Origin of the sequence: Pseudomonas sp. NBRC 111132 (assembly GCF_001320565.1) — a bacterium.
GTDB lineage: Bacteria > Pseudomonadota > Gammaproteobacteria > Pseudomonadales > Pseudomonadaceae > Aquipseudomonas > Aquipseudomonas putida_P.
The window spans coordinates 1-17,478 of sequence record NZ_BCBI01000084.1; the positions used below are offsets into that span (position 1 = coordinate 1).

Genomic DNA, 17,478 nt, shown 5'->3' on the forward strand with positions numbered 1-17,478 from the left:
AGGCAGAGCGCGGGCCGCTCCTACAGGGGGTGTGCAGGCATCAGAGAACCCCGCCCGGGCAACCGGCGGGGTTTTTGCTTTACTGTTACCCGACATTCATCGGTAACTCTTCTGTCACCGTTTCCGCACAGGTTCGGGGCGCCAGGAAACAAATCCGGGCCATTTCGGTGCATTCCAGTAGCCATTTTGTGCAACACAGCACGCTACACTTGCCGTAGTACAAGGCTTTGCCAATAATAGGCCCAGGAATTGCTAGGTCTAAAGGTTCTATTTCTTGCGCTTTTGCATAATTTGCAATGGCTGTCAACATCGCCCGCAGCGGTTTCAGGCGCTTCTGTAAGTAGTTGTCGCTTTGAAGAAATATCGACTACCGGGCTGTCGTTAAAATGCCACTCACTCGCTCGTGGTATGCGGCCTTGGTCGAACCCTGCGCGGCTCGCGTTGTACTCATTCGCATATCGGGCAGCCGTTACCTGCCTTGTATTGCCCCGTACCGATGGAGTTACCTGATGAAGAAGCTCGCACTGCTTGGCGCCCTGGCGCTGTCTGTGTTTTCCCTGGTGTCGCAGGCCGATGAAAAACCGCTGAAAATCGGCATCGAAGCCGCCTACCCACCCTTCGCCTTCAAGCAACCTGACGGCAGCATCGCAGGTTTTGACTACGACATCGGCAACGCCCTGTGCGAAGAGATGAAAGCCAAGTGCACCTGGGTCGAGCAGGAGTTCGACGGCCTGATCCCGGCGCTGAAAGTGCGCAAGATCGACGCCATCCTGTCGTCCATGTCGATCACCGATGACCGCAAGAAATCGGTTGACTTCACCAAGCGCTACTACCTGACCCCGGCGCGCCTGGTCATGAAGGACGGCACCACTGTCAGCGACAGCCTGGATGAACTCAAAGGCAAGAAGATTGGCGTGCAACGCGGCTCGATCCACGATCGCTTCGCCAAGGAAGTGCTGGGCGCCAAAGGTGCCACCGTGGTGCCTTACGGCACCCAGAACGAAATCTACCTCGATGTGGCGGCTGGTCGTCTCGACGGTACCGTGGCCGATGCCACCCTGCTGGAAGACGGTTTCCTCAAGACCGACGCCGGCAAGGGCTTCGCCTTCGTAGGCCCGGCCTTCACCGACGCCAAGTACTTCGGTGACGGCATCGGCATCGCGGTGCGCAAGGGTGACAAGGCCAACGTCGACCGTATCAATGCGGCCATCGACGCCATCCGTGCAAACGGCAAGTACAAAGAAATCGAGAAGAAGTACTTCAACTTCGACATCTACGGTCCAGACTCGAACTAAGACGTCGGGTTTCACCTGTGCAATGGTGCAAACAGCAGAGGCTCTGAGGTTTGCACCATTTTTCATTCTCTAGGTCGAGGACCTCATCATGTTGAAAGGCTACGGGGCAGTCATCCTCGACGGGGCGTGGCTGACGCTGCAGCTCGCCCTGTCGTCGATGGCCCTGGCCATCGTGCTCGGCCTGATCGGCGTAGCGCTGCGCTTGTCGCCGGTGCGCTGGCTGGCCTGGCTGGGCGATCTGTATTCCACGGTGATCCGTGGCATTCCGGACCTGGTCCTGATCCTGCTGATCTTCTACGGCGGGCAAGACATCATCAACCGAGTGGCGCCGCTGCTCGGCTACGAAGACTACATCGACCTGAACCCGCTGATTGCAGGTATCGGTACGCTGGGCTTCATCTTTGGCGCCTATCTGTCGGAAACATTCCGCGGCGCGTTCCTGGGTATTCCCAAGGGCCAGGCCGAAGCGGGCGTGGCCTATGGCATGAGCAATCGTCAGGTATTTTTCCGCATCCAGGTGCCGCAAATGATTCGCCTGGCGATCCCTGGCTTCACCAACAATTGGCTGGTACTGACCAAGGCTACCGCGCTGATCTCGGTGGTCGGTTTGCAGGACATGATGTTCAAGGCCAAGCAGGCGGCGGATGCCACCCGCGAGCCGTTCACCTTCTTCCTGGCGGTGGCGGCCCTGTACCTGGTGCTGACCAGTGTCTCGCTGCTGGCCCTGAAGTATCTGGAGCGCCGCTACTCGGTAGGCGTCAAGGTGGCTGAACTATGATCTTTGACTACAACGTGGTCTGGGAGGCATTGCCGCTGTATTTCGGCGGGCTGCTGACCACCCTCAAGCTGCTGGCGATCTCGCTGTTCTTCGGCCTGCTGGCGGCTATTCCACTGGGCCTGATGCGGGTATCCAAACAGCCTGTGGTCAATCTGGCTGCATGGCTGTACACCTACGTGATCCGCGGCACGCCGATGCTGGTGCAGTTGTTCCTGATCTATTACGGCCTGGCTCAGTTCGAGGCCGTGCGCGAAAGTATTTTCTGGCCGTTGCTGTCCAGTGCCACCTTCTGCGCCTGCCTGGCGTTCGGCATCAATACCAGTGCCTACACCGCCGAAATCATCGCCGGTAGCCTCAAGGCCACGCCGCACGGCGAGATCGAGGCGGCCAAGGCCATGGGCATGTCGCGCATGAAGATGTACCGCCGCATCCTGCTGCCGTCGGCCCTGCGCCGGGCGCTGCCGCAGTACAGCAACGAAGTGATCATGATGCTGCAGACCACCAGCCTGGCGTCGATCGTCACCCTGATCGACATCACCGGTGCCGCACGCACGGTCAATGCCCAGTACTACCTGCCTTTCGAGGCCTATATCACGGCGGGCGTGTTCTACCTGTGCCTGACCTTCATCCTGGTGCGCCTGTTCAAGATGGCCGAACGCCGCTGGCTCGGCTACCTGGCGCCGCGCAAGCACTGACCGCTTTGTGAGAATCGACAGCATGTACAAACTCGAAGTCCAAGACCTGCACAAGCGCTACGGTAGCCACGAAGTGCTCAAGGGCGTTTCTCTGGCGGCCAAGGCCGGCGACGTTATCAGCATCATCGGCTCCAGCGGATCAGGCAAGTCGACCTTCCTGCGCTGCATCAACCTGCTGGAGCAGCCGCACGCCGGCAAGATCCTGCTCAACAACGAAGAGCTCAAGCTGGTCGCCGGCAAGGACGGCGCGCTGAAGGCTGCCGACCCGCGTCAGTTGCAGCGCATGCGTTCGCGCCTTTCGATGGTGTTTCAGCACTTCAACCTGTGGTCGCACATGACCGCGCTGGAGAACATCATCGAAGCCCCAGTGCACGTGCTGGGCGTGAGCCGCAAGGAGGCGCTGGAGAAGGCCGAGCACTACCTGGCCAAGGTCGGTGTCGCTCACCGCAAGGATGCTTTCCCTGGGCATATGTCGGGTGGTGAGCAACAACGTGTGGCAATTGCCCGGGCGCTGGCGATGGAGCCGGAGGTTATGCTGTTCGACGAGCCGACCTCGGCGCTCGACCCCGAGCTGGTAGGTGATGTGCTCAAAGTGATGCAGGCGCTGGCCCAGGAGGGCCGGACCATGGTGGTGGTGACCCACGAAATGGGTTTTGCTCGAGAGGTGTCCAACCAGCTGGTGTTCCTGCACAAAGGCCTGGTGGAAGAAACCGGCTGCCCGCGTGAAGTGTTGGCCAACCCGCAGTCGGAGCGCCTGAAGCAGTTCCTCTCCGGCAGCCTGAAGTAAAAGCTGCATTTTTGCACCAGAATAGGGCATGCTGCGCGGCAAGCGCAGCCTGACCCGGCGCACAGACTAGAACGACCTCAGGTTTCGGACCGCACCCTATGACCACCCAGCGAATCGGTTTTCTCATCTGGCCCAGCACCAGGCCTTTGACCCTGGCGCTGGCCGAGGAAGTGTTGCAGGTGGCGCAGCGGGTGCATCCGGATGTGATCTACGAGTTGTCCTTCCTGCAGGCTGAACCTGCGCAGGATGGCGCCTGGCGTCTGCCGGGCGAACCGTGGAACGGCCGCCTGGAGGGTTGCCACAAGTTGTTTCTGCTGGCGGATGAGCCGCCTGCGGCGATGGGGGCTGCCTTGTCGGCGGCGCTCAAGCAACTGGCGCGCAGTGGCTGCATGATCGGCAGCCTGTCTGCCGGGGTGTATCCCTTGGCAATGCTGGGGCTGCTCGATGGTTACCGCGCTGCGGTGCACTGGCGCTGGCAAGATGATTTTGCCGAACGCTTCCCTAAAGTGATCGCCACCAGCCACTTGTTCGATTGGGATCGTGACCGCCTTAGCGCCTGTGGCGGCATGGCCGTGACTGACCTGCTGTTGGCGGTGCTGGCGCGCGATCACGGGGCGGAACTGGCCGGGGCGGTGTCGGAAGAGCTGGTGGTCGAGCGCATTCGCGAGGGTGGCGAGCGCCAGCGAATTCCGCTGCAGAACCGCCTGGGGTCCAGCCATCCCAAGTTGACTCAGGCAGTGCTGCTGATGGAAGCCAACATCGAAGAGCCGCTGACCACCGACGAAATTGCCCAGCATGTTTGCGTGTCGCGTCGGCAGTTGGAGCGCATTTTCAAGCAGTACCTGAACCGCGTGCCCAGCCAGTACTATTTGGAGCTGCGGCTGAACAAGGCGCGGCAAATGCTGATGCAGACCAGCAAGTCGATCATTCAGATCGGGTTGTCTTGTGGCTTCTCTTCGGGGCCGCATTTTTCCAGCGCCTATCGCAACTTCTTTGGTGCAACGCCACGGGAAGACCGTAACCAGCGGCGCAGCAGCAGCCCGTTCGAGCTGAGTTCGGCGCCTGCCGAAAAAGGCTGATCTTTCGGGGGATTCCGGGCGTATGGCTTGGGGGTGAAGGCAGCGCTCGATCTCACAGGCGCCAGACGAACATCGCCGGACATCCTGCCCCTCACAAACCTATGTGAACACCCGTTCACCCAGCCCCCTCTCTCCCGTACACTGCGCGATTGCGACAGTGTTTGTCGCATTGCCGAAAACCTTGTCCAAACAGGGTTTTGCGCTGTAACAAGTTGTCGCTTGGCCGCAAGGACAGGCGCGGATCAGTCCTTACAATCCCCCCATCGCTCGCCACTTCCAGGCCAGCGTTCCTCTTCAGGAGACTCAGATGTCCGTTGAGCAAGCCCCGGTGCAACGTGCCGATTTCGACCAGGTCATGGTTCCCAATTATTCTCCGGCGGCCTTCATTCCTGTGCGAGGCGAGGGTTCCCGCGTCTGGGACCAGTCGGGTCGCGAGTTGATCGACTTTGCCGGTGGTATCGCGGTAAACGCCCTGGGTCACTGCCATCCGGCACTGGTCAAGGCCCTGACCGAACAGGCCAACACCCTCTGGCATGTATCCAACGTGTTCACCAACGAGCCGGCCCTTCGCCTGGCTCACAAGCTGGTGGACGCTACCTTTGCCGACCGCGCGTTCTTCTGCAACTCTGGCGCCGAGTCCAACGAGGCTGCTTTCAAGCTGGCCCGTCGCGTTGCCCATGATCGCTTCGGCCCTGAAAAGCACGAAATCATCGCCACCGTGAACAGCTTCCACGGTCGCACCCTGTTCACTGTCAGCGTCGGTGGCCAGCCGAAGTACTCCGACGGCTTCGGCCCGAAGATCACCGGTATCAGCCACGTGCCCTACAACGACCTGGAAGCACTGAAGGCGCAGATTTCCGATAAGACCTGCGCCGTGGTGATCGAGCCGATCCAGGGCGAAAGTGGCGTGGTGCCGGCCGACAAGGCCTACCTGGAAGGCGCGCGCAAGCTGTGTGACGAGCACAACGCCCTGCTGATCTTCGACGAAGTGCAGACTGGCGTGGGCCGCACCGGCTCGCTGTATGCCTACCAGCATTACGGCGTGACCCCGGACATCCTGACCAGCGCCAAGAGCCTGGGCGGCGGCTTCCCGATCGGTGCCATGCTGACCACCACCGAGCTGGCCAAGCACCTGGCCGTTGGCACCCACGGCACCACCTATGGCGGCAACCCACTGGGCTGCGCCGTTGCCTGTGCGGTGCTGGACGTTATCAACACCCCGCAAACCCTGGCCGGCATCAAGGCCAAGCACGAACGCTTCAAAACCCGCCTGGAGCAGATCGGCCAGAAGTACAACCTGTTCACCCAGGTGCGTGGTGTCGGCCTGCTGCTGGGTTGCGTGCTGACCGAAGCCTGGCAAGGCAAGGCCAAGGACGTGCTCAACGCGGCCGAGAAAGAAGGCGTAATGGTGCTGCAGGCCGGCCCGGACGTGGTCCGCTTCGCGCCAAGCCTGGTGGTTGAAGACGCCGACATCGATGCAGGCCTGGACCGCTTCGAGCGCGCCGTGGCCACACTGACCCAAGGCTGACCCGCCTGCGGTCCTCTCGCCGGTCCCAGCCATGGCTGAACCGGGCCGGCGATACCCGATTCCAGTGCAGGTGCCCAAGCGCCTGCCGTTTATCCGTGCCGCCGTCAGCGGCCCGTATTCCAAAGGAGTGACACCATGCTGGTGATGCGCCCCGCGCAAATGGCTGATCTGAACGAAGTGCAGCGCATGGCTGCAGACAGCCCCATTGGTGTCACCTCGCTGCCGGACGACACTGCTCGCCTGGGCGACAAGATTGCCGCCTCCGAGACATCCTTCGCCGCCGAGGTCAGCTTCAACGGTGAAGAAAGCTACTTTTTCGTGCTCGAAGACAGTAACACCGGGAAGCTGGTCGGCTGTTCGGCCATCGTCGCTTCGGCCGGCTACTCCGAGCCGTTCTACAGCTTTCGTAACGAGACCTTCGTGCACGCCTCGCGCGAGCTGAAGATCCACAACAAGATCCACGTGCTGTCGCTGTGCCACGATTTGACCGGCAACAGCTTGTTGACCAGCTTCTATGTGTTGCCGGAGTTGGTGAACAGTGGCTGGGCCGAGCTCAACTCGCGCGGTCGCCTGCTGTTCATGGCCGCGCACCCGGAACGCTTCGCCGACTCGGTGGTAACCGAAATCGTCGGTTACAGCGACGAACAGGGCGAATCGCCGTTCTGGGATGCCATCGGCCGCAATTTCTTCGACCTCAACTATGCCCACGCCGAACGCCTGTGCGGGCTCAAGAGCCGTACCTTCCTCGCCGAGCTGATGCCGCACTACCCAATCTACGTGCCGCTGCTGCCTGACTTGGCGCAGGAAGCCATGGGCCAGGTGCACCCGCGCGCGCAAATCACCTTCGACATCCTCATGCGTGAAGGCTTCGAGACCGAGCACTACATCGACATTTTCGACGGCGGCCCGACCTTGCACGCACGCACCTCGGGTATTCGCTCGATCGCCCAGAGCCGGGTGGCGCCGGTGAAAATCGAAGACGCCCCGGTCAAGGGCGGGCGCCCGTACCTGGTGTGCAACGGCCAGTTGCAGGACTACCGCGCGGTGCTGCTGGACCTCGACTGGGTGCCCGGCAAGCCGGTCAGCCTGAGCGTGGCTGCAGCCGACGCGCTGGGCGTGGGCGAGGGCGCCAGCGTGCGCCTGGTCGCGGTCTGAGGTCTGGCAACAGACGTTTCGGGATTGATGCGTTAGCAGAGTTTCGCGCCGGCAGATGCCGCCGCACAAGGAGATAGCATGATCGTTCGTCCTGTACGCAGCAGCGATTTGCCTGCGTTGATCGAATTGGCACGCAGCACCGGCACCACCGGGCTGACCACGCTGCCGGCCAACGAAGAACGCCTGGGGCATCGCGTTGGTTGGGCGGAAAAAAGCTTCCGCGGTGAAGCGGAGCGTGGCGACACCGACTACCTGTTCGTGCTGGAAAACGACGAAGGCCTGGTGGTGGGCATCAGTGCCATTGCCGGTGCCGTAGGTCTGCGCGAGCCGTGGTACAACTACCGGGTCGGCCTTACGGTCAGCGCCTCGCAGGAGCTGAAGATCTACCGCGAAATCCCGACGCTGTTCCTGGCCAACGACCTGACCGGCAATTCCGAGCTGTGCTCGCTGTTCCTGCGCAGCGACTACCGCTCTGGCCTCAATGGCCGCCTGCTGTCGCGCGCACGTATGCTGTTCATTGCCGAGTTCCCAGAGTTGTTCGGCAAGAAGATCATTGCCGAAATGCGCGGTATGTCTGACGAACAGGGCCGTTCACCTTTCTGGGAAAGCCTGGGCCGGCACTTCTTCAAGATGGAGTTCAGCCAGGCCGACTACTTGACGGGCGTGGGCAACAAGTCGTTCATTGCCGAACTGATGCCCAAGTTCCCGCTGTACACCTGCTTCCTGTCCGAGGCAGCGCGCAACGTGATCGGCCGCGTGCACAAAGACACCGAGCCGGCGCTGGCGATGCTCAAGCAGGAGGGCTTCAACTACCAGGGCTACGTCGATATCTTCGATGCAGGCCCGGCCATCGAATGCGACACCGCCAAGATCCGCGCCGTGCGCGAGAGCCAGACCCTGGTGCTGGCGGTAGGGACGCCAGGCGATGACGCCACCCCTTTCATCATCCACAACCGCAAGCGCGACGACTGCCGTATCACGGCTGCACCTGCGCGGCTGGCAGCCGGCACCCTGGTGGTCGACCCGCTGACCGCCAAGCGCCTGCGCATGGGCGCTGGCGACAATGTGCGCGCCGTGCCGCTGTCGGCAAGCCGGGAGGCCCAGTAAATGACCACGCATTACATCGCAGGCAATTGGCAGGCCGGCCAGGGCGAAACCCTGCAGTCGCTGAACCCGGTGACGCAAGCCGTGGTCTGGCAAGGGCAGGGTGCAGAGGCCAGCCAGGTGGATGCTGCCGTGCAGGCAGCGCGGCAAGCCTTCCCTGCTTGGGCGCAGTTGAGTCTGGAGGCGCGTATTGATGTGCTGGAGAAGTTTGCCGCGCAGTTGAAAGTGCATGCCGAAGCCATGGCCCAGTGCATTGGCGAGGAAACCGGGAAGCCGCTGTGGGAATCGGCGACCGAAGTCACCAGCATGATCAACAAGGTCGCGATTTCGGTACAAAGCTACCGCGAGCGTACCGGTGAAAAGAGCGGCCCGCTGGCCGATGCCACGGCCGTTCTGCGGCACAAGCCCCACGGTGTGGTGGCGGTGTTCGGCCCCTACAACTTCCCCGGGCACCTGCCCAATGGCCATATCGTGCCGGCGCTTTTGGCAGGTAACTGTGTGGTGTTCAAGCCCAGCGAGCTGACCCCCAAGGTCGCTGAGCTGACCGTCAATTGCTGGATTGCCGCCGGCCTGCCGGCGGGTGTGCTGAACCTGGTACAGGGCGCGCGCGAAACCGGTGTGGCGCTGGCCGCCAACCCGGGTATCGATGGCCTGTTCTTCACCGGCTCCAGCCGCACCGGCAACCTTCTGCATCAACAGTTCGCCGGGCGCCCAGACAAGATCCTGGCCCTGGAAATGGGTGGCAACAACCCGCTGGTGGTGGATGAGGTCAAGGACCTGGACGCGGCGGTGTACACCATTATCCAGTCGGCGTTCATTTCCGCCGGCCAGCGTTGCACCTGCGCGCGTCGCCTGCTGGTGCCGCAAGGGAGCTGGGGCGATGCGCTGATCGCGCGCCTGGTCGACGTGTGCAAAACCATCACGGTGGGGGCGTTCGATGAACAGCCGGCGCCGTTCATGGGGTCGGTGATTTCGCTGCAGGCAGCGCGGGCGCTGATTGCAGCTCAGGCCGAATTGGCCGCCAAAGGTGGCGTGAAGCTGCTGGAAATGACCCAACCACAGGCCGATGCCGCACTGCTGACCCCTGGCATCATCGATGTCACTGCCGTGGATGAGCGCCCGGACGAGGAGTTCTTCGGCCCGCTGCTGCAGGTGATCCGCTACGTCGACTTCGATGCTGCGATCGATGAAGCCAACAACACCCAGTACGGCCTGGCCGCTGGTTTGTTGTCCGATTCGCGCGCCCGCTACCAGTACTTCTGGCTGCGCAGCCGCGCCGGCATCGTCAACTGGAACAAACAGCTGACCGGTGCCGCCAGCAGTGCGCCGTTCGGTGGCGTGGGTGCCAGTGGCAACCATCGCGCCAGTGCCTATTACGCGGCTGACTACTGCGCTTACCCCGTGGCTTCGCTGGAGACTGCCAGCCTTGCCTTGCCGGCGACCCTGACGCCGGGCGTCACCCTATAACAACAGGTCACGGAGCCTAGCCGATGAAATCCTATGAAGTGAATTTTGATGGCCTGGTGGGGCCAACCCACAACTATGGCGGCCTGTCCTACGGCAACGTGGCTTCGCAGAGCAACAGCCAGCAGGGGTCCAACCCGCGTGAGGCGGCGCGCCAGGGCCTGGCGAAGATGAAAGCGCTGGCCGACATGGGCTTCAAGCAAGGTGTGCTGGCGCCGCAGGAGCGCCCGGATGTGGCCGCGCTGCGCCGCCTGGGGTTCAGCGGCAGTGATGCCGAAGTCATCCAGCGCGCCGCCGCCGATGCCATGCCGCTGCTGGTGGCCAGTTGCTCGGCTTCGAGCATGTGGGTGGCCAACGCCGCAACCGTAAGCCCCAGTGCCGACACTGCGGACGGCCGCGTGCACTTCACTGCCGCCAACCTCAACTGCAAATACCACCGCAGCATCGAGCATCCGACCACCAGCCGGGTGTTGGGCGCCATGTTCAACAACGAGAAACACTTTGCCCACCACCCGGCGCTGCCTGCCGTGGCACAGTTCGGTGACGAGGGCGCGGCCAACCACACGCGCTTCTGCAGTGCCTATGGCGAGGCGGGTGTGGAGTTCTTCGTATACGGCCGCAGTGCCTTCGACAGCCGTTACCCGGCGCCGCAGAAGTACCCGGCGCGGCAAACCCTGGAGGCCTCTCAGGCCGTGGCTCGGCTGCACGGCCTGAGCGATGACGGCGTGGTCTACGCTCAACAGAACCCGGCGGTGATTGACCAGGGTGTGTTCCACAATGATGTGATTTCGGTGGGTAACGGCGAAGTGCTGTTCTACCACGAGGACGCGTTCCTCGAGACTGACGCAGTGCTTGGCCAGCTGCGAGCTAAACTGGCCAGCAAGGGTGGCAACTTCCAGGCCATCTGCGTGCCACGGGCAGCGGTGACGGTTGAGGACGCGGTGCGTTCCTACCTGTTCAACAGCCAGCTGCTAAGCCGCGACGATGGTTCCATGCTGCTGGTGGTGCCGGAAGAGTGCCGCAACAACGAGCGGGTCTGGGCCTACCTGGGCCAGTTGACCAGCCAGGGCGGCCCGGTGAATGAGGTCAAGATATTCGACCTCAAGCAGAGCATGCAGAACGGCGGTGGCCCGGCCTGCCTGCGTTTGCGCGTGGCTTTGAAGGAAACGGAACTGGCAGCGGTCAATCAAGGCGTTATCATGACGGCCTCGCTGTATGACACGCTGCTGCAGTGGGTCGACAGGCATTACCGCGATCGCCTTGGCGAAGCAGACCTGGCCGACCCGCAATTGCTGGTGGAATGCCGTACGGCACTGGACGAATTGACCCAGATCCTGAAGTTGGGCTCGGTGTATCCGTTCCAACGCCAACCTTGAAGAGAGACTTTGTAATGACCGACGCCCTGCGCCTGATCCTTGAAGATGAAGACGGCACCCAGCTGGAAACTTCCTGCACCCGCTTTGCCGTGGTCTGGCAAGGCAAGGAAGTGTGGATTCAGCAAGACGGCCGTGGCCAGTTGCTGATCGGTGTGGATGTCGAGGAAGACGACACCGAATATGCCAACCTGCTGCTGCGCCCGATGGCCACCAACCTGGTCAGCCTGCAGCTGGAAATGGAGCCGGCGGAGCTTGGCGAAGGCGACGATCACGTCCATGGCCCTGACTGCGGCCACCACCACTAAGGAAGTACCTATGCTCGCCCTTGGCAAATTGCTTGAGCTGACCCTCACCGATCACGAACCGGCCGAGAAGACCCAAGTGACACCCAAGGGCGCGCGTTTGCGCTGGCTGGGGGAGGGTGCGCTTGAAGTGCGCCCGGCTGAAAGCGAGGATTGCGGGCTGGATTTGCTGCTGTCCGCCGGCATTCATGGCAACGAGACGGCGCCGATCGAATTGCTGGAGCGGCTGCTGCACGGCGTGGCCAACGGCAAGATCAAACCCAGGGCGCGCCTGCTGTTCCTGTTCGGCAACCCGGTGGCAATCCGCAAGGGCGAGCGCTTCATCGAGCAGGACATCAACCGCCTTTTCAATGGCCGTCACGAGCTTTCCAGCGGTTTCGAGGCGTTGCGCGCCGCTGAGCTGGAACAGTTTGCCAGGGTGTTCTTCAGCAAGCCGGGGCGCAGCCGGCTGCATTACGACCTGCATACGGCCATCCGTGGTTCGAAGATCGAACAATTCGCCTTGTATCCCTATAAAGAAGGGCGCAAGCACTCCCGTCGCGAACTGGCGCGCCTGGCGGCGGCGGGTATGGAAGCGGTGTTGCTGCAAAGCAAGTCGTCCATCACCTTCAGCGCATTCACCTATGAACAGCTGGATGCCGAAGCCTTCACGCTGGAACTGGGCAAGGCCCGCCCGTTCGGCCAGAACGAGCAGGTCAACCTCGACAAGCTGGAAGAGCGGCTGATCCGCATCATCGAGGCGACCGAACCAGAAGGCGAAAGCTCGCTGGATGGCCTGCAACTGTTCAGTGTTTCCCGTGAAATCATCAAGCACAGCGACAGCTTCCACCTGCACCTGCCGGCGGATATCGAAAACTTCTCCGAGCTGAGCAAGGGCTACCTGCTGGCCGAAGACCTGGCCGAGATGCGCTGGGTGGTCGAGGAGGAGGGCGCGCGCATCATCTTCCCCAACCCCAAGGTCAGGAACGGTTTGCGCGCCGGTATCCTGATCGTGCCGGATTCGGGGCAGCGGCTAGGCTGATGCGCTATGGCTGCTGCTGTGGGAGTCGCTTTTTGGGGAGCGGCCTTGCGTGATGATTCCCATGAAACTCTTTTAATTCACCGCCTGTTCCATTTTCCCTTCCCATAAGCGGTAATTGGCTTGCCAGTGGCGAAACACAGGATTTAGCATCCGGTCATGTCATTTTCGTTTGCATAGCCCGAAAAACCGTCCAAACGACAGTTTCTATCGTATAAACACACTGCATCGAGCTTGCAGGACCGATATAATGCGGCCCTTTGCCGTCGTTTCGTCGACGTGTTTGCCCAACAGGGCCGCCGTTTCCGTGGAAGAACCTATGAAAAGCGCAGAAATCCGTGAAGCCTTCCTTCGCTTCTTCGAAGAGCAAGGCCATACCCGAGTCGCCTCCAGTTCGCTGATCCCGAACAACGACCCGACCCTGCTGTTCACCAACGCAGGCATGAACCAGTTCAAGGACTGCTTCCTCGGTGCAGAGAAGCGCGCCTACACCCGCGCCGTCAGCAGCCAGAAGTGCGTGCGCGCCGGTGGCAAGCACAACGACCTGGAAAACGTCGGTTACACCGCGCGTCACCACACCTTCTTCGAAATGCTGGGCAACTTCAGCTTCGGTGACTATTTCAAGCGCGATGCCATCACCTTCGCCTGGACCTTCCTGACCTCGGAGCAGTGGCTGAACCTGCCCAAGGAAAAGCTCTGGGTCACTGTCTACGCCACTGACGACGAAGCCTACGACATCTGGACCAAGGAAGTCGGCGTGCCGGCCGAGCGTATGGTGCGCATCGGCGACAACAAAGGCGCCCCGTACGCCTCCGACAACTTCTGGACCATGGGCGACACTGGCCCGTGCGGCCCATGCACCGAGATCTTCTACGACCACGGCCCGGACATCTGGGGCGGCCCACCCGGCTCGCCAGAAGAAGACGGCGACCGCTACATCGAGATCTGGAACAACGTCTTCATGCAGTTCAACCGCACCGCCGATGGCGTGCTGCACCCGCTGCCAGCGCCGTCGGTGGACACCGGCATGGGCCTGGAGCGCGTCAGCGCCGTGCTGCAGCACGTGCACTCGAACTACGAGATCGACCTGTTCCAGAACCTGCTGGCGGCCGCGGCCAAGGCCATCGGTTGCAGCAATGACGGCCAGGCCTCGCTGAAAGTCGTCGCCGACCACATTCGTTCCTGCGGCTTCCTGATTGCCGACGGTGTGCTGCCGTCCAACGAAGGCCGTGGCTACGTGCTGCGCCGCATCATTCGCCGCGCTTGCCGTCACGGTAACAAGCTGGGCGCCAAGGGCAGCTTCTTCTACCAGATCGTTGCGGCACTGGCTGCTGAAATGGGCGAAGCCTTCCCGGAACTGAAGAGCCAGCAAGCGCACATCGAGCGCGTGCTCAAGGCCGAAGAAGAGCAGTTCGCCAAGACCCTGGAGCAGGGCCTGCGTATCCTCGAGCAAGACCTGGCCCAGCTCAAAGGTGACGTGGTGCCGGGCGACGTGGTGTTCAAGCTGTACGACACCTACGGCTTCCCGATGGACCTGACTGCCGACATTGCCCGTGAGCGTGAGCTGACCATCGACGAAGCCGGCTTCGAGCGCGAGATGGATGCCCAGCGTGAGCGTGCCCGTTCCGCCAGCGCCTTCGGCATGGATTACAACAGCCTGGTTAAAGTCGACAGCGCCACCGAATTCCTCGGTTACGACGCCACCGAAGCCCAAGGCAAGATCATTGCCCTGTACAAGGACGGCCAGGCCGTCGACCAGTTGGGTGAAGGCGAGCAGGGCGTGGTCGTGCTCGACCGCACGCCGTTCTACGCCGAGTCCGGCGGCCAGGTGGGTGATACCGGCTTCCTGCAGGCTGGCGCTGCACGCTTCGACGTGCGCGACACCACCAAAACTGGCGGTGCCTTCCTGCACCACGGTGTGGTCGCCAGCGGTGCGCTGGTGATCGGTTCGCCAGTCGAGGCCAAGGTCGATGCCGACGTGCAGCATGCCACCTCGCTGAACCACTCCGCCACTCACCTGTTGCACGAAGCGCTGCGTCAGGTATTGGGCGAGCACGTGCAGCAGAAGGGCTCGCTGGTCGACAGCCAGCGCCTGCGTTTCGACTTCAGCCATTTCGAAGCGCTGAAGCCAGAGCAGATCAAGCAACTGGAAGACATCGTCAACCGCGAAGTGCGCAAGAACACTGCCGTTGAAACCGAACTGACCGACATCGAAACCGCCAAGGCCAAAGGCGCCATGGCGCTGTTCGGCGAGAAGTACGGCGACACTGTGCGCGTGTTGAGCATGGGCGGCGATTTCTCGGTGGAGCTGTGCGGCGGTATCCACGCCAAGCGCACCGGTGACATCAGCCTGTTCAAGATCATCAGCGAAGGCGGCGTGGCCTCTGGCGTGCGCCGTATCGAAGCGGTGACCGGCGCCGCTGCGCTGGCCTACCTGAACGCTGCCGAAGAGCAGGTCAAGGAAGCCGCGCAACTGGTCAAAGGCAACCGCGACAACCTGATCGACAAGCTGTCGGCTGTGCTTGAGCGCAACCGCCAGCTGGAGAAGCAGCTTGAACAGCTGCAGGCCAAGGCCGCCAGCGCCGCCGGGGACGATCTCTCCAACGCGGCCGTTGAGGTCAAAGGTGCCAAGGTGCTCGCCGCCCGCCTGGATGGGCAGGACGGCAAGGCCCTGCTGGCCCTGGTCGATCAGCTGAAGAACAAGCTCGGCCACGCAGTGATCCTGCTGGGCAGCGAGCATGAGGGCAAGGTCGTGCTGGTGGCCGGCGTGACCAAGGACCTCTCCAGCCAACTCAAGGCTGGCGATCTGATGAAACAAGCCGCTGCGGCGGTGGGTGGCAAGGGCGGTGGCCGTCCGGACATGGCCCAGGGTGGTGGCGTCGACGTCGCCGCGCTGGACCAGGCCCTGGCGCTGGCCGTGCCATTCGCAGAGCAGGGACTTTGAGATGAAGGGGCCGGTGGTCTAGTCACCGGCCTCTTCATGTTGGATTGTTTTTTGGGGCCCTGTATGGGCTGAGGCACCATTGAAATGGCGTTGATCGTACAGAAATTTGGCGGCACCTCTGTCGGTTCCATCGAGCGGATCGAGCAGGTAGCCGAAAAGGTCAAGAAACACCGTGAGGCAGGCGACGACCTGGTGATTGTGCTGTCGGCCATGAGCGGTGAAACCAATCGCCTGATCGACCTGGCCAAGCAGATTACCGATCAGCCGGTTCCTCGTGAGCTGGATGTGATCGTGTCGACCGGTGAGCAGGTCACCATTGCCCTGCTGACCATGGCCTTGATCAAGCGTGGTGTGCCAGCGGTGTCCTACACCGGCAACCAGGTGCGCATTCTCACCGACAGCTCGCACAACAAGGCGCGCATCCTGCAGATCGACGACCAGAAAATTCGTGCCGACCTCAAGGAAGGCCGCGTGGTCGTGGTTGCAGGTTTCCAGGGCGTCGACGAGCACGGCAGCATCACCACCCTGGGCCGTGGCGGCTCCGACACCACCGGCGTGGCCCTGGCGGCGGCGCTGAAGGCTGATGAGTGCCAGATCTACACCGATGTCGATGGCGTCTACACCACCGACCCGCGCGTCGTGCCGCAGGCCCAGCGCCTGGAGAAGATCACCTTCGAAGAGATGCTGGAAATGGCCAGCCTCGGTTCCAAGGTGCTGCAGATCCGCTCGGTGGAGTTCGCCGGCAAATACAACGTTCCGCTGCGCGTGCTGCACAGCTTCAAGGAGGGTCCGGGTACCCTCATTACCATTGATGAAGAGGAATCCATGGAACAGCCGATCATTTCCGGTATCGCCTTCAACCGTGATGAAGCCAAGCTGACCATTCGCGGCGTGCCGGACACCCCGGGCGTGGCCTTCAAGATCCTCGGCCCGATCAGTGCTTCGAACATAGAAGTCGACATGATCGTGCAGAACGTTGCCCACGATAACACCACCGACTTCACCTTCACCGTACACCGCAACGAGTACGAGAAGGCGCAAAGCGTGCTGGAAAACACTGCCCGCGAAATCGGTGCCCGTGAAGTGATCGGCGACACCAAGATCGCCAAGGTCTCGATCGTTGGCGTCGGCATGCGTTCGCACGCCGGTGTCGCCAGCCGCATGTTCGAAGCGCTGGCCAAGGAAAGTATCAACATCCAGATGATCTCCACCTCCGAAATCAAGGTTTCGGTAGTGATCGAAGAGAAGTACCTGGAGCTGGCCGTACGCGCGCTGCACACCGCGTTCGAGCTGGACGCCCCTGCCCGACAGGGCGAGTAAGGCGCTGCCTGGAAGGGCGCGGCTTGCCGCGCCCTTCGCGTTTCTGCTCGTTGCACAGGCCCTGTCCTGGCCTGTGCAGCGAGTAACCGGGGCTAAGGTCGTCGTCCACGACCCTGCCTCGAAACCCAAGACTGTTACCCCTGAATGTTTCGCGTAAGGAGAAAGCTATGTTGATTCTGACTCGTCGGTGCGCCGAGAGCCTGATCATTGGAGACGGCGAGATCACCGTGACGGTGCTTGGCGTCAAAGGCAACCAGGTGCGTATTGGCGTCAGCGCCCCGAAAGAAGTGGCTGTTCACCGCGAGGAAATCTACCTGCGGATCAAGAAAGAGAAGGATGAAGAGCCAAGCCTTTAATTTTTTTGAAGTTTTTTTCAAAAAAAGGGTTGCAAAGGTGAAAGAGGTTCTTTAATATTCGCCTCGTGTTGCGGTGAGGTGGCCGAGTGGCCGAAGGCGCTCCCCTGCTAAGGGAGTATACCTCATAAGGGTATCGGGGGTTCGAATCCCCCCTTCACCGCCATTATTTGCGTAGGGCGCTGCAAACGGTAAGAACGCTAAGTAGTTGATTTTAAACGAAAACGTTCTTGCAAAAATGTTTCAGCGACCTATAATGCGCGGCAAGACATGGACTCAT

Annotated in this window: 15 protein-coding genes and 1 tRNA gene; all 16 read left to right on the forward strand. The window is 61.6% G+C overall.

Annotated features, from left to right (window positions below):
- The first annotated feature begins 509 nt into the window (after nucleotides 1-509).
- The 16 genes from APH35_RS26220 to APH35_RS26295 all read left to right on the forward strand — a co-directional run bounded on the left by APH35_RS26220 (nucleotide 510) and on the right by APH35_RS26295 (nucleotide 17,364).
- The gene (locus APH35_RS26220) at nucleotides 510-1,295 is read left to right on the forward strand and encodes an ABC transporter substrate-binding protein (protein WP_012273569.1); all 786 of its coding nucleotides are present in this window, start codon (nucleotides 510-512) and stop codon (nucleotides 1,293-1,295) included.
- Between the two features lie 88 nt (nucleotides 1,296-1,383).
- Nucleotides 1,384-2,073: an ABC transporter permease gene (locus tag APH35_RS26225; protein WP_012273568.1), complete on the forward strand. Its 690-nt coding sequence runs from the start codon at nucleotides 1,384-1,386 to the stop codon at nucleotides 2,071-2,073.
- Nucleotides 2,070-2,768: an ABC transporter permease gene (locus tag APH35_RS26230; protein ID WP_012273567.1), complete on the forward strand. Its 699-nt coding sequence runs from the start codon at nucleotides 2,070-2,072 to the stop codon at nucleotides 2,766-2,768. The genes APH35_RS26225 and APH35_RS26230 overlap by 4 nt, the downstream gene beginning before the upstream one ends.
- Before the next feature lie 22 nt (nucleotides 2,769-2,790).
- Nucleotides 2,791-3,555 carry an ABC transporter ATP-binding protein gene (locus APH35_RS26235; protein ID WP_012273566.1) on the forward strand — a complete coding sequence of 255 codons (765 nt, stop codon included), beginning with the start codon at nucleotides 2,791-2,793 and terminating at the stop codon, nucleotides 3,553-3,555.
- Between the two features lie 98 nt (nucleotides 3,556-3,653).
- Nucleotides 3,654-4,634 (forward strand): transcriptional regulator ArgR, encoded by a 981-nt coding sequence (gene argR, locus APH35_RS26240; RefSeq protein ID WP_012273565.1) that lies wholly within the window; start codon nucleotides 3,654-3,656, stop codon nucleotides 4,632-4,634.
- 307 nt (nucleotides 4,635-4,941) lie between these two features.
- Entirely contained in the window at nucleotides 4,942-6,162 is a 1,221-nt protein-coding gene (locus APH35_RS26245) for an aspartate aminotransferase family protein (protein ID WP_012273564.1), read from the forward strand.
- Between the two features lie 135 nt (nucleotides 6,163-6,297).
- Nucleotides 6,298-7,317 carry an arginine/ornithine succinyltransferase subunit alpha gene (gene aruF, locus APH35_RS26250; protein WP_012273563.1) on the forward strand — a complete coding sequence of 340 codons (1,020 nt, stop codon included), beginning with the start codon at nucleotides 6,298-6,300 and terminating at the stop codon, nucleotides 7,315-7,317.
- Between the two features lie 78 nt (nucleotides 7,318-7,395).
- Nucleotides 7,396-8,424 carry an arginine N-succinyltransferase gene (gene astA / locus APH35_RS26255; protein WP_012273562.1) on the forward strand — a complete coding sequence of 343 codons (1,029 nt, stop codon included), beginning with the start codon at nucleotides 7,396-7,398 and terminating at the stop codon, nucleotides 8,422-8,424.
- Nucleotides 8,425-9,888, forward strand: a complete 1,464-nt coding sequence (astD, locus tag APH35_RS26260; RefSeq protein WP_060515757.1) for a succinylglutamate-semialdehyde dehydrogenase — start codon at nucleotides 8,425-8,427, stop codon at nucleotides 9,886-9,888.
- A gap of 23 nt (nucleotides 9,889-9,911) precedes the next feature.
- Nucleotides 9,912-11,261 carry an N-succinylarginine dihydrolase gene (gene astB, locus APH35_RS26265; RefSeq protein WP_012273560.1) on the forward strand — a complete coding sequence of 450 codons (1,350 nt, stop codon included), beginning with the start codon at nucleotides 9,912-9,914 and terminating at the stop codon, nucleotides 11,259-11,261.
- Nucleotides 11,262-11,275: 14 nt separating this feature from the next.
- Nucleotides 11,276-11,566, forward strand: coding sequence for a hypothetical protein (locus tag APH35_RS26270; RefSeq protein ID WP_012273559.1), 291 nt, complete (start codon nucleotides 11,276-11,278; stop codon nucleotides 11,564-11,566).
- A 10-nt stretch (nucleotides 11,567-11,576) separates the two neighbouring features.
- Nucleotides 11,577-12,584 carry a succinylglutamate desuccinylase gene (gene astE, locus APH35_RS26275; RefSeq protein WP_012273558.1) on the forward strand — a complete coding sequence of 336 codons (1,008 nt, stop codon included), beginning with the start codon at nucleotides 11,577-11,579 and terminating at the stop codon, nucleotides 12,582-12,584.
- A gap of 316 nt (nucleotides 12,585-12,900) precedes the next feature.
- Nucleotides 12,901-15,525 carry an alanine--tRNA ligase gene (gene alaS / locus APH35_RS26280; RefSeq protein ID WP_041166554.1) on the forward strand — a complete coding sequence of 875 codons (2,625 nt, stop codon included), beginning with the start codon at nucleotides 12,901-12,903 and terminating at the stop codon, nucleotides 15,523-15,525.
- Between the two features lie 84 nt (nucleotides 15,526-15,609).
- Nucleotides 15,610-16,845, forward strand: coding sequence for an aspartate kinase (locus tag APH35_RS26285; RefSeq protein WP_012273556.1), 1,236 nt, complete (start codon nucleotides 15,610-15,612; stop codon nucleotides 16,843-16,845).
- Between the two features lie 167 nt (nucleotides 16,846-17,012).
- A complete protein-coding gene (csrA, locus tag APH35_RS26290; protein ID WP_003254503.1) occupies nucleotides 17,013-17,201 on the forward strand; it encodes a carbon storage regulator CsrA in 189 nt (62 codons plus the stop codon).
- A 72-nt stretch (nucleotides 17,202-17,273) separates the two neighbouring features.
- A tRNA-Ser gene (locus APH35_RS26295) sits at nucleotides 17,274-17,364 on the forward strand.
- Nucleotides 17,365-17,478 lie beyond the last annotated feature (114 nt).

Coding starts and splice junctions, on each gene's coding strand:
- APH35_RS26220 (WP_012273569.1), top strand. CDS start 510: ATGAAGAAGCTCGCACTGCTTGGCGCCCTGGCGCTGTCTGTGTTTTCC.
- APH35_RS26225 (WP_012273568.1), top strand. CDS start 1,384: ATGTTGAAAGGCTACGGGGCAGTCATCCTCGACGGGGCGTGGCTGACG.
- APH35_RS26230 (WP_012273567.1), top strand. CDS start 2,070: ATGATCTTTGACTACAACGTGGTCTGGGAGGCATTGCCGCTGTATTTC.
- APH35_RS26235 (WP_012273566.1), top strand. CDS start 2,791: ATGTACAAACTCGAAGTCCAAGACCTGCACAAGCGCTACGGTAGCCAC.
- argR (WP_012273565.1), top strand. CDS start 3,654: ATGACCACCCAGCGAATCGGTTTTCTCATCTGGCCCAGCACCAGGCCT.
- APH35_RS26245 (WP_012273564.1), top strand. CDS start 4,942: ATGTCCGTTGAGCAAGCCCCGGTGCAACGTGCCGATTTCGACCAGGTC.
- aruF (WP_012273563.1), top strand. CDS start 6,298: ATGCTGGTGATGCGCCCCGCGCAAATGGCTGATCTGAACGAAGTGCAG.
- astA (WP_012273562.1), top strand. CDS start 7,396: ATGATCGTTCGTCCTGTACGCAGCAGCGATTTGCCTGCGTTGATCGAA.
- astD (WP_060515757.1), top strand. CDS start 8,425: ATGACCACGCATTACATCGCAGGCAATTGGCAGGCCGGCCAGGGCGAA.
- astB (WP_012273560.1), top strand. CDS start 9,912: ATGAAATCCTATGAAGTGAATTTTGATGGCCTGGTGGGGCCAACCCAC.
- APH35_RS26270 (WP_012273559.1), top strand. CDS start 11,276: ATGACCGACGCCCTGCGCCTGATCCTTGAAGATGAAGACGGCACCCAG.
- astE (WP_012273558.1), top strand. CDS start 11,577: ATGCTCGCCCTTGGCAAATTGCTTGAGCTGACCCTCACCGATCACGAA.
- alaS (WP_041166554.1), top strand. CDS start 12,901: ATGAAAAGCGCAGAAATCCGTGAAGCCTTCCTTCGCTTCTTCGAAGAG.
- APH35_RS26285 (WP_012273556.1), top strand. CDS start 15,610: ATGGCGTTGATCGTACAGAAATTTGGCGGCACCTCTGTCGGTTCCATC.
- csrA (WP_003254503.1), top strand. CDS start 17,013: ATGTTGATTCTGACTCGTCGGTGCGCCGAGAGCCTGATCATTGGAGAC.